This is a genomic window from Lyngbya confervoides BDU141951, assembly GCF_000817775.3.
GTDB classification, from domain to species: domain Bacteria; phylum Cyanobacteriota; class Cyanobacteriia; order Thermosynechococcales; family Thermosynechococcaceae; genus Lyngbya; species Lyngbya confervoides.
In genome coordinates, this window is the sequence record NZ_JTHE03000103.1 from 66,242 (window position 1) to 81,947 (window position 15,706).

Below are 15,706 nucleotides of genomic sequence, written 5' to 3' on the forward strand. Positions count from 1 at the left end.
CTAGGCCCTGGATTCGGCGCTAATTTGACAGTAGGCTAGGCCCATGATTACCAGTCCGGGCCAAAAAATGTAGGCCAGGGATTCTAAATTTTCCCCCCAGCTAAAGCAGAAGAGAACTAGCCAAATGGCCACGGCGGTCTGGGCCAAGGCCGAGTCCCACAATCGCGGCAGAAGGGCCACCAAACTGCTCAAAAAGGCTAGAGCCAGTAGCCCGCAGCCCACGGCTCCATGACTGTAGAGGGTGCCTAGCCACTGATGATGAGTGCCGATGGGCATAAAGCCCACGGACTTAGGGCCAGTGGGTTCAATGGTGCCGTGGCCCCAGATCCGCGCTTCATTCCACCAGCGATTTAAGGCCAGCTGTTGAAGCATGAATCGGGTTTTGGAAGATCCAGCTCGCGCCTGAATCATGGAGTCCCTGAATCTGGCAAAGGCTGTGAGAATTTGGTGGGAAAAGAGCCCTCCCAGAAAGCTGGCGCTACCTAAGCCCATGAGCAGGAAGGGGCGATGTAGGTGCTTGAGCAGAAATATCAAAATGGCGACCAGCGGTAGGGTCACCATGCCTAACCGAGACACCGAGCTCAGGATCATGATCGTTGCCCCCAGCAGGCCCAGCCATCGCCAGCGGCGATCGCTCTCCTGCCAGGCCAGCCAAAAATAGATGTTGCCCGCCAGTCCTAGAGCGGGTGCCCAGGGCGCAAACAGCTCTAGACGGAAGCTGCCGGTATCGTACAGGCTACCGAATATTTTGACTTCGTAAAAGATTTCTCCGCCACCAAAGGCGCTAAATGGAGAGATAAATGCGATGTCTTCTAGCTTGAGGATAAAAACTACCGTAAAGGTGATACAGGTTAGGATAAAGCTCTGAAAAGCCAGGATACAGGCGGCTCGATAGATGATCTGGGGCCGGATGGGGAGACATCCCAGAAGCGGAAAGAGGGCGAACAAGGCCCACTGCCGTCCCCAGCGATTAATCAAGGATTTAATTGTCAGCCCCATGCCCAGGTCAAAGTTGACATGGCCAATGATCAGCGCCAGGGCAATCCCAGTCACGGCAATCAGCCAGATCCAAACGGGTCCCGGAATCCGAATTTGTTCCTGGCGAGGAATCTGCGGGGATTCTTGCCACCAGCGCCAGATCAGGTAACCGGTCATTCCCCAGGCCATCAGGGGCACCCAAACGAATTGGGCCCCCAGGTAGTACAGTCCATAGGTGCCCAGAATCGTAAACCAGAGGACTCGCTCCGGAAAAGTTTCAGGGCGTAGCGGAGTCGGATTCAAGGGAGGGAGGGGGGGCGAGGGGCGGAAATGGTCTGAATGGCAGTCGATTGTACAGGGGAAACCGTTCCCTCTGAGTGATCTCGGACCTGGCGACGAGTTCGCCAGATCAGCATGGCGATGGCTGAACAGATGAACAAACTTGACATGACTAAGCCCGCGATCGCCAGCTTGGTTTTGGGGGCACTGGGCTCATCGGGCAAATTGGGCGGAGCCACCACCGTAATGGGGGGATAGGTCGCAGATGGATTTGAATTGCTCAGATCAAGCCGGGTGGCAGTGGAGGAAAAAACTGCCTCTGCTCGCTGCACGTCACGCTGCAGGCTGGTCAACCTGGCTGCTTTTTGGTTCAAATCCTTCAGTCGAATTTCCAGACGCTGGATTTGGGTTTTCAGACCCTGGGCCTGAGCATTGAGGCCTCGCTCCTCGCTCTGAAGCTGGATGAGCTGCTGAAATAACTCTGAGCGTTCCGAAGTTCCCACCCCGGTTTCTAAACTCAGCTGAGATAGCTCTGGCAGGGAAATTAATCGTCCCAGAATTGTGCGGGCCTGTTCCTGAAGCCGGGCTTGAGCATTGGCTCGCTCCTCCTGCTTATTAGCAACGGAGGGATGGGCATCGGAATATTGAGCCGTTAAGTCAATCAGAGCTGAATTGGCATTACTGTAAGCTGATAAATATTTTTGAAACAGTGGATCGGACTTGAGCGCCACGGCATCCACCGCCTGTTGAGGAGAGAGGCCCAGGGCACTAGAGAGTTGTTGGGTATTGGCTGAAACTTCTTGTAGACGGGCAATCGTCTCAGATTCCTGGCGACGCAGCCCTTCAATATTGGTGGTGAGGTCGGTGATGGAGCCACTTGCCCCCAACCCCGATTGAGCCTTGAATGCAGCCAGTCGGCCTTGGGCTCGCTCCAGTTTTTCTTGAGCCTCGTCATAGGATTGCTGTAGAGCATTGCCTTCCTGATTGGTTTCAGTTTCCCGCAGCTGCTCAACTCTGGCTAGTAGGGCCTCTTGGAAGGCGACGGCCACCTGCTGGGCCTCAATTCCAGAGGGCCCCTCTATGGAAATCTGCATGAGGGTGGTGTTGGCCAGAATCTTCGCGGTGGGCGTCTCTATCGCTGAGTTGGGGCGGTTGAGCAGGGTGGCCACCATGCTGCGCACTTCGTCCGTGCCCAGCAGGAATTTATAGTTTTCCCGAGGATCGGAAACGCTGCTATTGAAGGGGGAGTCGCTTTGAGATCGGGCTTCACCCACATCGGGTAGCGAGACATTGGTGGAGCTAGAGGATGGAGGCAGAGAAAGGGTCCAGTGACTGGTGTAGGTGGGCGGTGTATTGATCAAATAGGCGAGTCCTGCTCCCCAAAATAGGCCATTCAAGAGCACCCCCAATCCCACATACCCTTTCCAGGAGATGGGGAGGGCGCGGGCCGGTTGCACTTCTTGTCCGGACACTGAAACAGTGGGTGGGGTGTGGCTTTGAATCGTGGGCGCATCGAGGGCATCCGCCAGCTGCGATCGCAGATCGCGCATGTTGCTGCCAAACAGCCACTCGTTATAGTTCGGCAAAAAGCTAGATCCTCCAGAAGCCCCCTCCTGGGAAGGATGGCCCTTCCCATTGACCGCAGCGGATTCAGGGTCAGAGGTGCCTTCTGCAACCGATTGGACGGGCATGACCTTCTCTACCACGCCGGGTCCAAACTGAGCATAGCCTAGATGGACAAAGCGAATGGACTCGCGCAGCTGATCTGCCGGGGTATTTTTTAGTAAATACCCCATCGCTCCCGCTTTCCAGGCTTTGGCGACATAGTCATCGCTATCATGGATGCTCAAGACCAGCACCTTTGTTTCAGGAAAGCGCTGACGAATGAGACGGGTGGCGCTCAGGCCATCGAGATCCGGCATTTCCATGTCGATTAATACGACATCGGGTTGCAGAATTTCAATTTGTTCCAGAGCCATGTGACCGTTGTTGGCGGTCCCCACCACCTGGATATCCGCGGTCGGTTTCAGCATGTAGCGCAGGCTTTCGCGGATTGTTTTTTGATCGTCAACAAGGAGCAGCCGAATCATGGTCTTAGGGTCCTTATGGCCGCACTTGCTTATAGTAAATCCCGCGGCCATTGGTTCCTATAAAGATTAACCCAATCTGTTGGGGACTCGCCTCCATGGTCCGGGGGCGAGCGCCAATGGGGGTCTTGGGTTCACTGATATTGGTCCAGGTTTGCCCCTGGTCGTTGGAGTAAAAAATGCCGGTTTCCCCCGTTGCCAGCGTGCCATAGAGATACCACAGGGGAAAAGAGCTGCCCTCTGGACCTGGACCGATGGTAAACAGGGCAGCTTCTGCAACAGATTGAACCTGATCGAGGGTCTGGCCTCCATCGTTAGACCGGTACAGTCCAGCGTCTCCCAGGCTCAGCCAAAGCTGATCCGGCTGGCCAGCAAGGGTATGCAGCGCTGCTGGGTCAGTCTCTGGTAGATTCTGCTGTATGGGGGCAAAGGAGGCTCCGCCGTCTTCACTGCGGTAAAGGGTGCCCGCTGCAAAGTAGTAAAAGCGATCGCCTCTGTCGCCATCGGCGGCCAGGGGTTGAGTCCAGGTCCAGGGGCCTTCCGGCCCGACTGGTAAACCTTGCACCTGCTGCCAGGATGCGCCGCCATTCCCGGTCAAGAGGGCATTCCCCTGACTGAGGACCACGATCATCCGTTCAGGGTTGTCGGCAGACATGGCGACCCTCAGCGGAAGTCCCTGGGAGGGGAAATTCGGCACCGTTGACCAGCTTTGTCCCCCATCGGCAGAGCGATAAATGCCAAAGGATTGATTCCAGCGTTTGCCGCCGACGCGCACGATTTCGAGGGGGTGATGGGCGCTGTAGGCAAAATCGTAGGTGTCGCCATCGACGGAATACAGTTGGGGGGGCCACCCCTGGGGACCCAGGCGTTGGCTGGGAAAGTGATCCAATCGGGGGTGGGCAAATCCATTAACATCGGCCACTCCGCTCAGTAGTAAGGGACCTTGAGGCGGAGCCAGCAGGGAGAACACCACCACTTGCTCATGGCCTTGCTGTTGGTTTTCCCATCGGGCTGGATGGGCCAGCAGGTTGGACGTTTTCCAAATTCCAAACCAATCGGTGAGCCAGACTTCCTGGGGACGACTGGGGTTGAGTTGCACCGCTGCCGTGTGGTCTCGGAAAAAACTATCGGGCCACCAGGGAACCGTATGATGGACTTGGTGTTGCGGCTGCTGCCAGGTTTGGCCTTGATCACGCGAGTAGAACAGTTCTGCGCTGCCGCGTTCGCCAACGCTGACCACAATCCAATTGGGGTCCCTTGGATGCACCGACAGACCGTTAAAGACCCGATCGCGGTATCCCTTTGGGGTAATGTCGCTCCAGCGATTTTGACGGGATTGACTCACCCCCGGAGCGCGATCGCTGGTGACGTACAGGGTGCTGTCGGAGGCGATGGCAAGCTTCATGGGATGGGAGGGACTCCCCTTCAGTCGGGTCCAGGTGAGTCCGCTGTCCCCAGACTCGTAAATCCCATCTCCATAGGCCCCCAGGACCACTCGCCCCTGAACCTGAGGATCAAAGGTCAAGGCCAGTAGCCCCACGTCTGGGTCAGCCTGAGTTTGGAGCGATCTGACGGGCTTCCAGGTGAGGCCACCATCTTGCGATCGCCAGAGCCCATCGGCGCGAGATCCAAACAATACCAGGTTCGAGTCATGGGGACTCACCACCAGGCGATGCCCGGCCCAACGCTTATCTTCATCGGACCGCATGCCAACACGGAGATCAGAGGCTTGCCAGCTCTGCCCCTGGTCCTGGGATCGGAAAACGGTGCCGGGACCTTCGGAGGAATATTGACCCGCGGCTATCAGAACCACGTTGGGATTGTTCGGATCAAGGCCCAGGGCTTCGCCGCCGTAGTAGTTTTGTTGATCGCGGGTAAAGTGATCGGTGATCGCCAGCCAGCGATGGCCAGTCCGGCGATAGAAGCCGCCGTTGTCGGTGCGGATATAGACCAACTCCGGAACCTGAGGATGAATGTGAAGCCCCGTGACGTAGCCCCCCCCGCCAATGGCAACATTCTGCCAGGTCTGGGGAAACTGGAGAGGTGGACGTAGCGTTGCCTCAGAGCTGCGGGAGCAGCCCCCCAACCACAGAGCAAGGACGGCGAATAGAAAGCTTCGCAGGGTCCGGGGCATGGATGAATCCTGAACGTCAACGTAAACCGGGAGCTTAACTTTAAAGAGGAGCCTATGACAGGAGCCTATGACTTGACCTGGGAGAGAGAGGGCTTCCGCGTTGGCCGTCGCGGTCGCGCTTTCCGATAGGCGGTCAGATTCTCCCCCACAATCCCCTCCCAACTGTGGTAATTCTTGACGTAGTGACGAGCGTTCTGTGCCATGAGTTGGGACTGTGATGGGTTGCCGAGGGCTTGATCGAGGCAACGTGCTAAATCCTCACAATTGCCCGCTTCAAAGAGCCAGCCTCGGTGATGATGTCCCAGGAGATACTGGTGGGGAGGAATGTTGCTCGCTAAGACAGGAATGCCTTCGCGCATGGCCTCAAGTAGCACCAGGGGCAGTCCCTCTAGATCGGAAGGGAGAACAAACAGGCCTGCGCCTCGCATCATTTCGGCCAGGCGCGCCCCCATCAACTCTCCGGTAAACACAACCTGAGAATCTTCGATGGACTGTTCAACGAGCTGGCGAGCAAAGTAGGCAGTGTCGCTTGTCCCGCCCACAAACACCAGCTTATATCCATGCGGACGTAGACGCTGGAAAGCTTTTAGGAGCAGATCAGGGCGCTTTTCAGGCACAATGCGACCCACGAATAGAATGTATCGCCCCACCTGTAGCCCCATCGATCGCACGTAGGGAAACTCTGGATCAGAGGGGGCATAGTGTGCTGGTGCTGTGGGAATGTAGCGCGTTTCGCGGTTATAGGTGGTCCAAAAATATTGATGAAGCGGCGGAGAGACCACAATCAGCTCATGGGCAAAGTGGACTGCCAGGCGTTCGCCCCACCTTAGGAACCGCTGTGAGAGTTGATCCCATTTCTCCCGCTGCCAATCTAACCCATGGCAAGTTACCACAACTCTGGCATTACTGAACAGGCGGGGAATAAAGCAAAAAAAAGCCGGTCCAAGGGCATGGTAGTGCACAATCTCATAACGGCCGAATAAACACAGGATCGAGGCCAAAAGGGCATTGAAAAAGGCGTCCATGCCCCCCCTGGGGACTGAGGGCAAGTTAATTACGCGGACGTCACGCTGGGTGTAATGCCATTGTGACGTTTGGGTATATCGCTGCCTGGCAAAGAGATGGACGCGATGCCCCTCCCTCGCCATTGTGGGGTATATTTCTTGACAATAGTGCTCAATTCCACCCTGAAAGGCAGGAATCCCCTTAGCGCCAATTACTGCAATTCTCATAAAAAGACTTATTTCGGACTGGAAAAATGAATCCGTGATCTACCCTACCCGCAAGTTGGCGACCTCTTGTGGAAAGAGTCAGCCCAAAGTCACCGTGTGATTTAGCTGTGATCTAGCTCATGTGGACCCTAGGATCTGAAAAAAAGGCAATGTGATTGAAGCGAATTAATCAGACTATAGCCTTTCTCGGGGGCAGCGTCCAGAGAAAATGCATCGTCATTATCTGGACTTATTGTCGTTATAATCTGGGCTTAATGATCTGGGTTTCATGATCTGGGCTTGTTGGGGTGAACCTGGCCGTGAATCCCTGACTGAATGCGGGAGATCCGTTTAAGGGATCCGACGTGATTCTAACTGGTGGTGCTGCGAATCGCTTCCAGAATTTGCTGATGTTCCAGGGGGGAGGTAGCAATGATAATTCCCTGAAAGCGTTTGTCTTTACAGTTACGCAAGGGGGGAAGCGGGTCTCCCTGGAGATCGCTCACCCAACAGCCTGCCTCCTGGGCTAAAAACGCGATCGCTCCCCCATCAATCCAGTTGCCTGCCGCCAACACCGCTGCGCTCAGTTCTCCTGATAGGATGCCGTTGACGTTAGGAATGGCAGTGTCTGCCCCATAGTCCTGGGCAATGGAAATAACCGTGAATTGATCTTGCAGACGCTCAGCTAGATGCTGCATCCCGACTCCCAACAGCACCGTTGCCGGGGGAGGGGAAAGCTGGAGAGGCTGGCAGGCCTCCAGGGGCTGATCTAGCGTGCCCTGACGGGTTCCCTGCCCATGAAAGCTGTAAAAATATTCTCCCTTGGCGGGGCTGATGGCTAAAACGGCCTGATATTTCACCGCGTCCAGGACTGCAAGAATGATCTGGAAATTGCTATGTCCGTCCAGGTAAAAGCGAGTTCCATCGATGGGATCAAGGGTTACCAGATAGTCATCGTCAAGGTTCGCTCCGAGTTCAATGGACCGAAAATAAGGGGTGTTAAAGCTTTGTTCATATTCCTCCCCGAAGAATCGCACCTCGGGAAATACACCGAGCAGAGCAACCTCCACCAGCGTTTGGATCGATAGGTCGGCGTCGCTAAGGGCGGCGGCAAAAAAGTTGGGCATGTTTCCCTTGTCTGGCTGCGCTTGAATTTGGGCCTGAATACGGCAGGCGTAGGCAGCAGCGGACTGGAGCAGGGGAAACAGGGTGGCCAGAATCCTTTGGGGAGTGGGAGAAAGAAGCATATGCACGCAAAGCGGTACCAACTACTGGGGCGTTAATTGTGACAGGTCGACAGTTGTAAAGTCGTTTGTAACGAATTATGGGGGAACGAATTGAAAGAACTCCAGTGATTTTTAGAAGGAGAGGTGATTCCTAGGGCTGCGGGAGGGGACGGCAATGAAAACTCAATCATATTTTTAGAATTAAGGTATCTCAGAATACAGTTACTGGGATCAATTTAATTCAAGATTCACACCTATCGGGGTTAAAGAACGTTCTCTCAGGTCTCAAGCAAAGGCGGATATGCGGTTCCAGGATTACGATACGGCAGACTTTTTTGATGAGCTTTTTCAGTGTAAGAGCCAGCCCCGGCCTGAGTTTTGGCCCCTAATCAATAAAATCCATAGCCTTCCAGAGGGAGAGCTGCTGCGCCGTCAGCAGTCTGCTCAGCGGGCGTTGTTTCGTCTGGGTGCGACCTTTAATGTCTATGGCGATGACCAGGGACGTGAGCGCATCTTACCCTTTGATATCATTCCGCGGATTATTTCTGCTTCGGATTGGGAGTTTTTAGAACGGGGGTTGAAGCAACGGATCGAGGCCCTGAACCGTTTTATCAACGATCTATATCACGAACAAAAAATTATCCAAGATGGAATTATTCCTCGCGATTTAATTGAATCTTCCCAGGGCTTTTTGCCCGCTTGTCAAGGCCTAAATCCGCCGGGAGGCGTTTGGTGCCACATCACAGGTACAGACATCATCCGCGATCGCGATGGCCAGTTTTATGTCTTAGAAGATAATTTGCGATGCCCCTCGGGCGTTTCCTACGTGTTGGAAAATCGCCGCGTGATGAAAAGCACCTTTCCGCAGATTTTCCAAGAAATGGCCATCCAACCGGTGGATCAATATCCGTCCCAGCTGTTGGAAACCTTGCTGAACTTGGTGCCTGAGTATATTTCCGATCCCACCGTGGCGGTTCTGACGCCAGGAATTTATAATTCCGCCTACTTTGAGCATTCCTACCTGGCGCAACAAATGGGGATTGAACTGGTGGAAGGACGGGACTTGGCGGTGGTGGACGGTTACGTTCAAATGCGGACCACCCAGGGCCTGAAGCGCGTGGATGTGCTCTACCGTCGCATTGATGACACCTTTCTAGACCCCCAGGTGTTCCGTCCGGATTCCACCCTGGGCGTGTCGGGGCTGATGGAGGTATACCGGTCCGGTCGATTGGCGATCGCCAATGCACCGGGCACAGGCGTTGCAGATGATAAGGTCATCTATGCCTACATGCCTGATATTGTGCGCTACTACCTGGGAGAAGATCCCATTTTGGCTAATGTGCCCACCTATCTGTGCTGGCGTGACCAGGATCTGGACTATGTGCTGAAGCACATTGACCAGCTTGTGGTCAAGGCTGCCAACGAAGCCGGCGGGTATGGCATGCTGGTGGGTCCACAGTCAACCCGCCTGGAGCAAGAGGAATTTAAGGATCGGGTCAGGTCTAATCCTCGCAATTATATTGCTCAGCCCACGCTGTGCCTGTCTCGGGTCCCCACCATTATTGACCAGCAATTCGAGGGCTGCCATGTGGATCTTCGTCCCTATGTTCTATTTGGGGACAGCATCTATGTTCAGCCGGGTGGCCTGACTCGGGTGGCCCTAAAGCGAGGATCATTGGTGGTGAACTCCTCCCAAGGGGGGGGAAGTAAGGATACCTGGGTGCTGTGTTAAGCGGGTCACGGGCCTAGGCGGGTCAGGGGCTAGGTGGGTATGGTGTTAAGGGATTGTTTGGGGATTACTTTTTATGCTCAGTCGGGTTGCAGACTCCATCTACTGGCTCAATCGCTACATTGAGCGGGCTGAGAACGTGGCGCGCTTTGTTGAGGTTAATCTCAATCTCCTGCTAGATTTGCCCATGGGATTACAGGAGCAGTGGCAGCCTCTGGTGACCACCACCGGCGATCGAGCCGTGTTTGAGTCTCGCTATTCTGAGTTCACCGCCGATGCGGTGATGCAATTTTTAACCTTTGACGCTGAATATGACAACTCGATTTTGTCCTGCGTGCGGGCAGCGCGGACCAATGCCCGTTCGGTCCGGGAAGCGATTTCTTCAGCCATGTGGGAGCAGGTTAACGATTTTTATCTGATGGTTACCGAGGCGGCCCGGTCCCAGGAATCTCACTGGTCCCTTTCAGCCATCTCGGATTTTCTGGCCCAGGTGAAGCGGGCCAGCCATTCCTTTAATGGCGTGATGGATGCGACCATGACCCACAGTGAAGGCTGGAACTTTGGCTGTATGGGGCGATATTTAGAGCGGGCCGATAAAACCTCTCGAATTTTAGATGTGAAATATTACCTGCTGCTGCCCACCCCTGATCACGTCGGATCGCCCCTTGACGAACTGGGGTGGATGGCCTTGCTCAAATCTGCCAGTGCCTATGAAATGTATCGCAAAAGTTTAAGCAGCTACCAGCATCGGATCACGCCTGCGGGGGTTGCGGCTTTTTTGATTTTAGATATCGCCTTCCCGCGATCGATTCGTTTTTGCCTGCTGGAGGCGGAGCGATCGCTCCATGCCATTACTGGCAGTCCCCTGGGGTTTTGGCAAAATGACAGCGAGCGCACCCTGGGACGGCTGCGATCGGAATTGGAATATGCCACCATTGAGGAAATTCTCCACCAGGGCATGCATGAATTTCTAGATCGGCTGCAACTCCAGATGAACACAGTCGATCGAACCATTTTTGAAACCTTCTTTTCCCTCGAGCCGATCATGGCTCAGTCCCAGTAGTGCGCTACCATATCCACCACACCACCACCTACACCTACAGCCAGGCGGTGATTCTGAATCCGCATCGGGTAAGGCTTCAACCTCGCTGCGACCCCTTTCAAGTGCTAGAGCAAACTAGCGTCACCCTGGACCCGATCCCCCTGGGGCAGTCTGTAATTCTTGATGCTCTGGGAAATTCAATCCTACGTTGCTGGTGGTCTCCCAGACCAGTGGAGCGATTAACGGTCATGGCTCACTCCGTGGTTGTGACCTCCTGCACCAACCCGTTTAACTACTTGCTGGAGCCTTGGGCTACCCAGTTACCCTTTGACTATCCGCGATCGCTCCTGCCTGCGCTCTCTCCCTACCTGGAGTCCGAAGAACTTGGGGGCAGCCCCTCCGTGGCTGAATTTGCCCAAGATTTGATGCTGGAGCATCGACGGAACCCGCAGGAATTCCTGTTTGGTCTCAATCAATATATTTACCACCACTGTCAGTATGTGAGTCGTTTGGAAGGTCCCCCCCAGCCGCCTTACTACACGCTGAAGCATCAATCGGGCTGTTGCCGGGATTTTGTCCTGTTGTTCATGGCAGCTTGTCGGGCCGTAGGATTAGCCGCCCGGTTTGTGAGTGGCTATGAACAGGGTGACCTCAAGCAGGAACAGACGCTCCATGCCTGGGCAGAGGTGTACTTGCCGGGGGCAGGATGGCGAGGGTATGACCCTACCCTGGGTCTAGTGGTGTGCGATCGCCATGTCGCGATCGCGGCTCATTACCGGCCCCTAGCGGCGGCTCCCATTGCCGGGACCCATCAAGGTCAAGCCAGTGCAACCTTGACCTCCAAGGTGCGGATTTTGACCGACGAGTTAGAGATCAAGGTCTAGGGCAGGAACTCATCCCTAAAGAAAAACTAAGCCGTGTAGATATTGCTGGGAGAAAGCCAGTTTCCCAGGTCATCCTCATCCTCAGCCAGCTCAATCCAGTCAATCTCAGGAAGGGACTGAAAGGCCCGGCGCAGCGACTTTTCCCAGGAAGTCCGAATTCTAATCAGGTAAGAATCTCCTTCCTTGAACTGACAGCGACGGGTGAGCTTCAAGGTGTCCGCCTCATAGAGAGCTAAGTTAATGGGCGGTCCTACGGAAATATTGGACTTCATGGTGGAATCTAACGAGAGTAAGGCACATTTAGCTGCCTCATCCAGTTGGGTTTCCTCGTATTCAATGGTCCGGTCTAAGATTGGCTTGCCGTATTTAATCTCGCCAATTTGCAGGTAGGGAGTTTCCTTGGTTGCTCGCAGAAAGTTGCCCTGGCTGTAAATCATATAAAGTTCGGGCGACTCTCCCCTCACCTGCCCTCCTACCAGAAAGGAGCAGCTGTAATCAATATTGTCTCGATTCATCCAGTGTCGATTTTGATCTAGCACCTCCCGCGTTTGGCGGCCAATATAGTCGGAGATGTCGTGAAGAGTTGACATGGCATTGAGATTGTCGGGCACCTGGTCCTTAATGTCGCGGCGAATCTTGGCCATAATCGTTTGGGTCATGGATAGATTTCCGGCAGTACAAATCAGGAGCACCCGCTCTCGAGGTAAGGACAAGTCGAAGAGCTTCTGTGCGCTGGAAACGTAATCTGCCCCCGCACTGGTCCGAGAATCTGCAGCCATTACCAGGCCAGCACGGGTAATGATGCCAAGGCAGTAGGTCATAAGTTGTGCCAATCTCAAAGAGGTCTGACCCTATCCTAAACGACCCTGAAGGATAAAAATGCCGGCCGAATGGACCCAAAAAGCGTCAACTGGGCCTAGCAATGAAAGAAGGGCGGAGAGCCAGGCGCGCGTTAAGGAGTCTGCTGCTGTTGCCAAGCCTGATAACGCGCCAGGGCCGTTAGGGGAAAGTGTTGCTGGTAAAGGTGATATTTCAGATAAAAGTGGCCAGGAAAGCCAGTTCCGGTGAAGTAATCCTCATTCCAGGTGCCCTCCTCAGCCTGGTGGTCTAGAAGATACTGAATCCCCCGGTCCAGTGCCTCAGTGGCATAGGTGCCGGTGGCCTCTCCCGCGGCTAACAGCCCTATGAGTGCCCAGGCAGTTTGAGAGGCTGTGCTCTCTCCCTGTCCCTTGAGACTGGGGTCATTGTAGGATTGGCAGGTTTCGCCCCAGCCCCCATCGGAATTCTGGCAGCGAACCAGCCACTGCGCCCCGCGAGAAATAGGAACCGTAAATCGCGCTGGTTCCAGCACGGAGAGCGCGGCCAGGACGCCGCTGGTGCCGTAGATGTAATTCACGCCCCAGCGACCAAACCAGCATCCTTCGGGTTCTTGCTCCTGGAGAAGATAGGCGATTGCCCGTTCCACACTGGCGCTACCGGTGGTGATCTCGGTCCGCCCGATCATTTCCAGAACTCGGGCTGTGACATCGGCAGTATTGGGATCAATCATGGCTTTGAGATCTCCGTAGGGGATGGCATTGAGCCACTCTTGATCATTGTCCACATCAAAGGCTGCCCAGCCCCCTGGCCTGCACTGCATGCCCTGAATCCAGCGAACAGCTCGCTCCATAGCCGTTTTTTTAGCGGATCCATCGGGCAGGACAATTTCCGCCAACGCCATCACTACGACCGCTGTGTCATCGACATCAGGATAAAAGCGATTTTCAAATTCAAAGGCCCAGCCGCCGGGTTCCCCCCGCTTATTTTTGATAGACCAGTCGCCGTAGTCCAAAATTTGCTTCTCCAGCAGCCATTGACCAGCCTTCACCAGGGCGGGATGCTCTCGATTGAGTCCAGATTCCGCCAGGGCACGGATCACTAGGGCTGTGTCCCACACGGGGGAGATACAGGGCTGCATCCAGTATTGATCGGTGCTTTCCAGGGCAAAATGATCCACCGCCCTCAAGCCGCGCTCCACCACGGGATCACTGAGCTTGTAATCTAGGGCCTTGAGGCATAGCAGAGAGTTGAGCATGGCTGGAATAATGCCCCCCCAATCTCCCGTTGCTTCTTGACGTTCGATGACCCAGCGCTCGGCGGCGCGGATACCCTCTTCGCGAAAAGGGACCAGTTGGGTCATTTCCGCAATTTTAAACAGACTGTCGCAGGCGAGGAAGATGTCGGTCCAGTCATGGTTGCGGGGCAGTTCAAACTTGGCATTGGCTCTGCCCTCTGCATAGAGCTCATCGAGGTTGATGGGGTGCGCCAGGGGAAAAATGGGCTTGCGATCCATGACTACCAGCAGGGGAACGGTGCTGCCCCTGGCCCAACTGGACATTTCATAGATATTCACTGGACTAAAGTCCGGCAGCAGCATCACCCAGGCGGGCAGCGAGGGCAGTCCCTGCCACTCGTAGCAGCCAATCAGAGCGAGATGTAGTTTTGTGAAAATGCGAGTTTGACTGATTCCACCCCGATGGAGGATAAATCGGCGGGCCTGGACCATCGCTGGATCGTCCGCCGGAACCCCCAACAGTTTGAGCGCCATGTAGGCTTCTACTGAAACACTCAGTTCACCGCCATCGCCGTAATAAAGTTCCCAGCCTCCGTGGGATCGCTGCTGCTGACGTAGATAGGGTTCAACCTTGTGTAGGGGACGCGGGCCATCGCTGCCCCAAATTTTATGAACCAGTACCGCCTCCGCCGTAATGGAGACGTTGGACTCGAGCGCTGCCCACCAATATCCCTGTTCGTGCTGGAGCGAGAGTAAGTAGTTCTGGCTTGCGGCAATGGCTGTTTCCAGCCTTTGAATTTCCGGCTTTACTTGAACTTGCATTAAACTGGCACCTCTCCCACAGTAAAACGTAACGATTTAAGCGGTCGGAATGGATGCGAACCGACCTGCTGGATCAAAAACCAGAGGGGAAAACAATGGGAGTCCTGGCTGAACCCTTAGGGCTCAGGAGTGATCCCAGTGGATAAAACCCTCGCTTACATTAGTTTACAAAGCTCCGAGAAGCAAGCGCGGCTTTGGAACTTAGCCTGGAAGGGAAGCGTCAGAATGCCTAGCTTCTTGCAGGCGTGAACTAAAATTTGGCTAGGCGCTGGCTTCCCACGATCTCCCGGCTAGTTCGGGTTAAGTCTGAGGGGCTTGATCTAGACAAAACCCTTGTCAATTGCTTCTCAGCCTAGAAAGAAATCAATGAAAAAGGCGTGATGATGATCACCCAATAATTGCGATTTTGTCACGGATGAAGCCAAAATGTTTCCCTAGTATGAAATAAAGCCTATATTGGTGTTGATATTGCTCGATAGGTGCTATCTATGAGACGCAAGGCTCGATTCTTCTCCCATAACTCTGGAATGCAGGCGATCGCCATCCTAGTGTTTCTTGGCGTTGCTGCCCAGCCCTTTGCGGCAATGGCAAGGTTTGTGCCAAAGGAGGGGATGGGTCGTGCTGGAAGACGCATAGGACTGGCGACGCGAACCCCCGCTTGTTCTGTGATGCCAGACTCGAAGGCTTTGACGGTTCTGGTGCCCCAGGATAACAATGGCCTGACCAGTCAGCCCTTCCCCACCTTCAGCTGGTTTATGCCCCGCCACAGCTTTCATGAGATTGAATTTCGCCTTTCCGTGGAAACGGAGGAACAGCAGCTGCAAACGGTCTACACAACTCTCCTAGATAATCAGGGGCAGAACCAGTATCTTAGTTTTACCCTTCCTGAGAGTGGAGAGGTCGCCCCCCTCGCAGAGGGAAAGAATTACAACTGGAAAATCATCCTGGTTTGTGATCCAGAGGATCCCTCCGGGAATATGTTTGCCGAAGGGTGGGTGCAGTATCAGGCAGCCCCGTCCCATTTAACAAGGCAGCTTGCCACGGCTCCGCCAGAGGCTCAAGCAGATCTTTTCCTGAGTTACGGCTATTGGTATGACGGGGTTCAGCGCCTGTTGCCCGGCGCGAACAGTCCCTCGAAGCGGCAAACCCAGTGGCAGGAGCTGATGACCCACGAAGCAGTAAAGCTCGACCATCTGCTGTCAACGCCGCAGTCTTCAATGAAAAATTGCGAGTCCCGGTTGTAGGGGCCAGGCCGTGGCAG

General features: G+C 54.7%; 11 protein-coding genes. 4 read left to right on the top strand and 7 right to left on the bottom strand.

Going from position 1 to position 15,706, the window contains the following annotated elements:
• The 5 genes from QQ91_RS17870 to QQ91_RS17890 form a co-directional block, all read right to left on the bottom strand.
• Nucleotides 1–1,281: an O-antigen ligase domain-containing protein gene (locus tag QQ91_RS17870; protein ID WP_166276803.1), complete on the bottom strand. Its 1,281-nt coding sequence runs from the start codon at nucleotides 1,279–1,281 to the stop codon at nucleotides 1–3.
• Complete coding sequence (locus tag QQ91_RS17875; protein WP_166276806.1) at nucleotides 1,278–3,347, bottom strand: response regulator; 2,070 nt, start codon at nucleotides 3,345–3,347, stop codon at nucleotides 1,278–1,280. Before QQ91_RS17875 ends, QQ91_RS17870 begins: the two co-directional genes overlap by 4 nt.
• Nucleotides 3,348–3,360: 13 nt before the next feature.
• Nucleotides 3,361–5,478 (bottom strand): hypothetical protein, encoded by a 2,118-nt coding sequence (locus QQ91_RS17880; RefSeq protein ID WP_166276809.1) that lies wholly within the window; start codon nucleotides 5,476–5,478, stop codon nucleotides 3,361–3,363.
• Nucleotides 5,479–5,543: 65 nt separating this feature from the next.
• Nucleotides 5,544–6,710, bottom strand: a complete 1,167-nt coding sequence (locus QQ91_RS17885) for a glycosyltransferase family 4 protein (protein WP_166276812.1) — start codon at nucleotides 6,708–6,710, stop codon at nucleotides 5,544–5,546.
• Between the two features lie 350 nt (nucleotides 6,711–7,060).
• Complete coding sequence (locus QQ91_RS17890; protein WP_166276814.1) at nucleotides 7,061–7,936, bottom strand: inositol monophosphatase family protein; 876 nt, start codon at nucleotides 7,934–7,936, stop codon at nucleotides 7,061–7,063.
• Nucleotides 7,937–8,216: 280 nt separating this feature from the next.
• On the opposite strand from QQ91_RS17890, the gene QQ91_RS17895 reads away from it, so the two are divergent.
• The 3 genes from QQ91_RS17895 to QQ91_RS17905 all read left to right on the top strand — a co-directional run bounded on the left by QQ91_RS17895 (nucleotide 8,217) and on the right by QQ91_RS17905 (nucleotide 11,570).
• Nucleotides 8,217–9,647 carry a circularly permuted type 2 ATP-grasp protein gene (locus QQ91_RS17895; RefSeq protein ID WP_166276817.1) on the top strand — a complete coding sequence of 477 codons (1,431 nt, stop codon included), beginning with the start codon at nucleotides 8,217–8,219 and terminating at the stop codon, nucleotides 9,645–9,647.
• A 73-nt stretch (nucleotides 9,648–9,720) separates the two neighbouring features.
• Nucleotides 9,721–10,707, top strand: a complete 987-nt coding sequence (locus QQ91_RS17900; RefSeq protein ID WP_166276820.1) for an alpha-E domain-containing protein — start codon at nucleotides 9,721–9,723, stop codon at nucleotides 10,705–10,707.
• Nucleotides 10,707–11,570, top strand: a complete 864-nt coding sequence (locus QQ91_RS17905) for a transglutaminase family protein (protein ID WP_166276823.1) — start codon at nucleotides 10,707–10,709, stop codon at nucleotides 11,568–11,570. The genes QQ91_RS17900 and QQ91_RS17905 overlap by 1 nt, the downstream gene beginning before the upstream one ends.
• Nucleotides 11,571–11,596: 26 nt before the next feature.
• On the opposite strand, the gene QQ91_RS17910 is transcribed toward QQ91_RS17905, so the two are convergent.
• Both QQ91_RS17910 and shc read right to left on the bottom strand, forming a co-directional pair.
• Nucleotides 11,597–12,391: a proteasome-type protease gene (locus QQ91_RS17910; protein WP_166276826.1), complete on the bottom strand. Its 795-nt coding sequence runs from the start codon at nucleotides 12,389–12,391 to the stop codon at nucleotides 11,597–11,599.
• Nucleotides 12,392–12,522: 131 nt separating this feature from the next.
• Nucleotides 12,523–14,445: a squalene--hopene cyclase gene (gene shc, locus QQ91_RS17915; protein ID WP_166276829.1), complete on the bottom strand. Its 1,923-nt coding sequence runs from the start codon at nucleotides 14,443–14,445 to the stop codon at nucleotides 12,523–12,525.
• A 488-nt stretch (nucleotides 14,446–14,933) separates the two neighbouring features.
• Between shc and QQ91_RS17920 the strand changes: the two genes are divergently transcribed.
• Nucleotides 14,934–15,689, top strand: coding sequence for a DUF928 domain-containing protein (locus QQ91_RS17920; RefSeq protein WP_166276832.1), 756 nt, complete (start codon nucleotides 14,934–14,936; stop codon nucleotides 15,687–15,689).
• Nucleotides 15,690–15,706: the final 17 nt, after the last annotated feature.

What these genes read in the sequence shown, in the direction of transcription:
- QQ91_RS17875 (WP_166276806.1), bottom strand. Translation starts at nt 3,347, where the DNA reads ATGATTCGGCTGCTCCTTGTTGACGATCAAAAAACAATCCGCGAAAGC.
- QQ91_RS17880 (WP_166276809.1), bottom strand. Translation starts at nt 5,478, where the DNA reads ATGCCCCGGACCCTGCGAAGCTTTCTATTCGCCGTCCTTGCTCTGTGG.
- QQ91_RS17885 (WP_166276812.1), bottom strand. Translation starts at nt 6,710, where the DNA reads ATGAGAATTGCAGTAATTGGCGCTAAGGGGATTCCTGCCTTTCAGGGT.
- QQ91_RS17890 (WP_166276814.1), bottom strand. Translation starts at nt 7,936, where the DNA reads ATGCTTCTTTCTCCCACTCCCCAAAGGATTCTGGCCACCCTGTTTCCC.
- QQ91_RS17895 (WP_166276817.1), top strand. Translation starts at nt 8,217, where the DNA reads ATGCGGTTCCAGGATTACGATACGGCAGACTTTTTTGATGAGCTTTTT.
- QQ91_RS17900 (WP_166276820.1), top strand. Translation starts at nt 9,721, where the DNA reads ATGCTCAGTCGGGTTGCAGACTCCATCTACTGGCTCAATCGCTACATT.
- QQ91_RS17910 (WP_166276826.1), bottom strand. Translation starts at nt 12,391, where the DNA reads ATGACCTACTGCCTTGGCATCATTACCCGTGCTGGCCTGGTAATGGCT.
- shc (WP_166276829.1), bottom strand. Translation starts at nt 14,445, where the DNA reads ATGCAAGTTCAAGTAAAGCCGGAAATTCAAAGGCTGGAAACAGCCATT.
- QQ91_RS17920 (WP_166276832.1), top strand. Translation starts at nt 14,934, where the DNA reads ATGAGACGCAAGGCTCGATTCTTCTCCCATAACTCTGGAATGCAGGCG.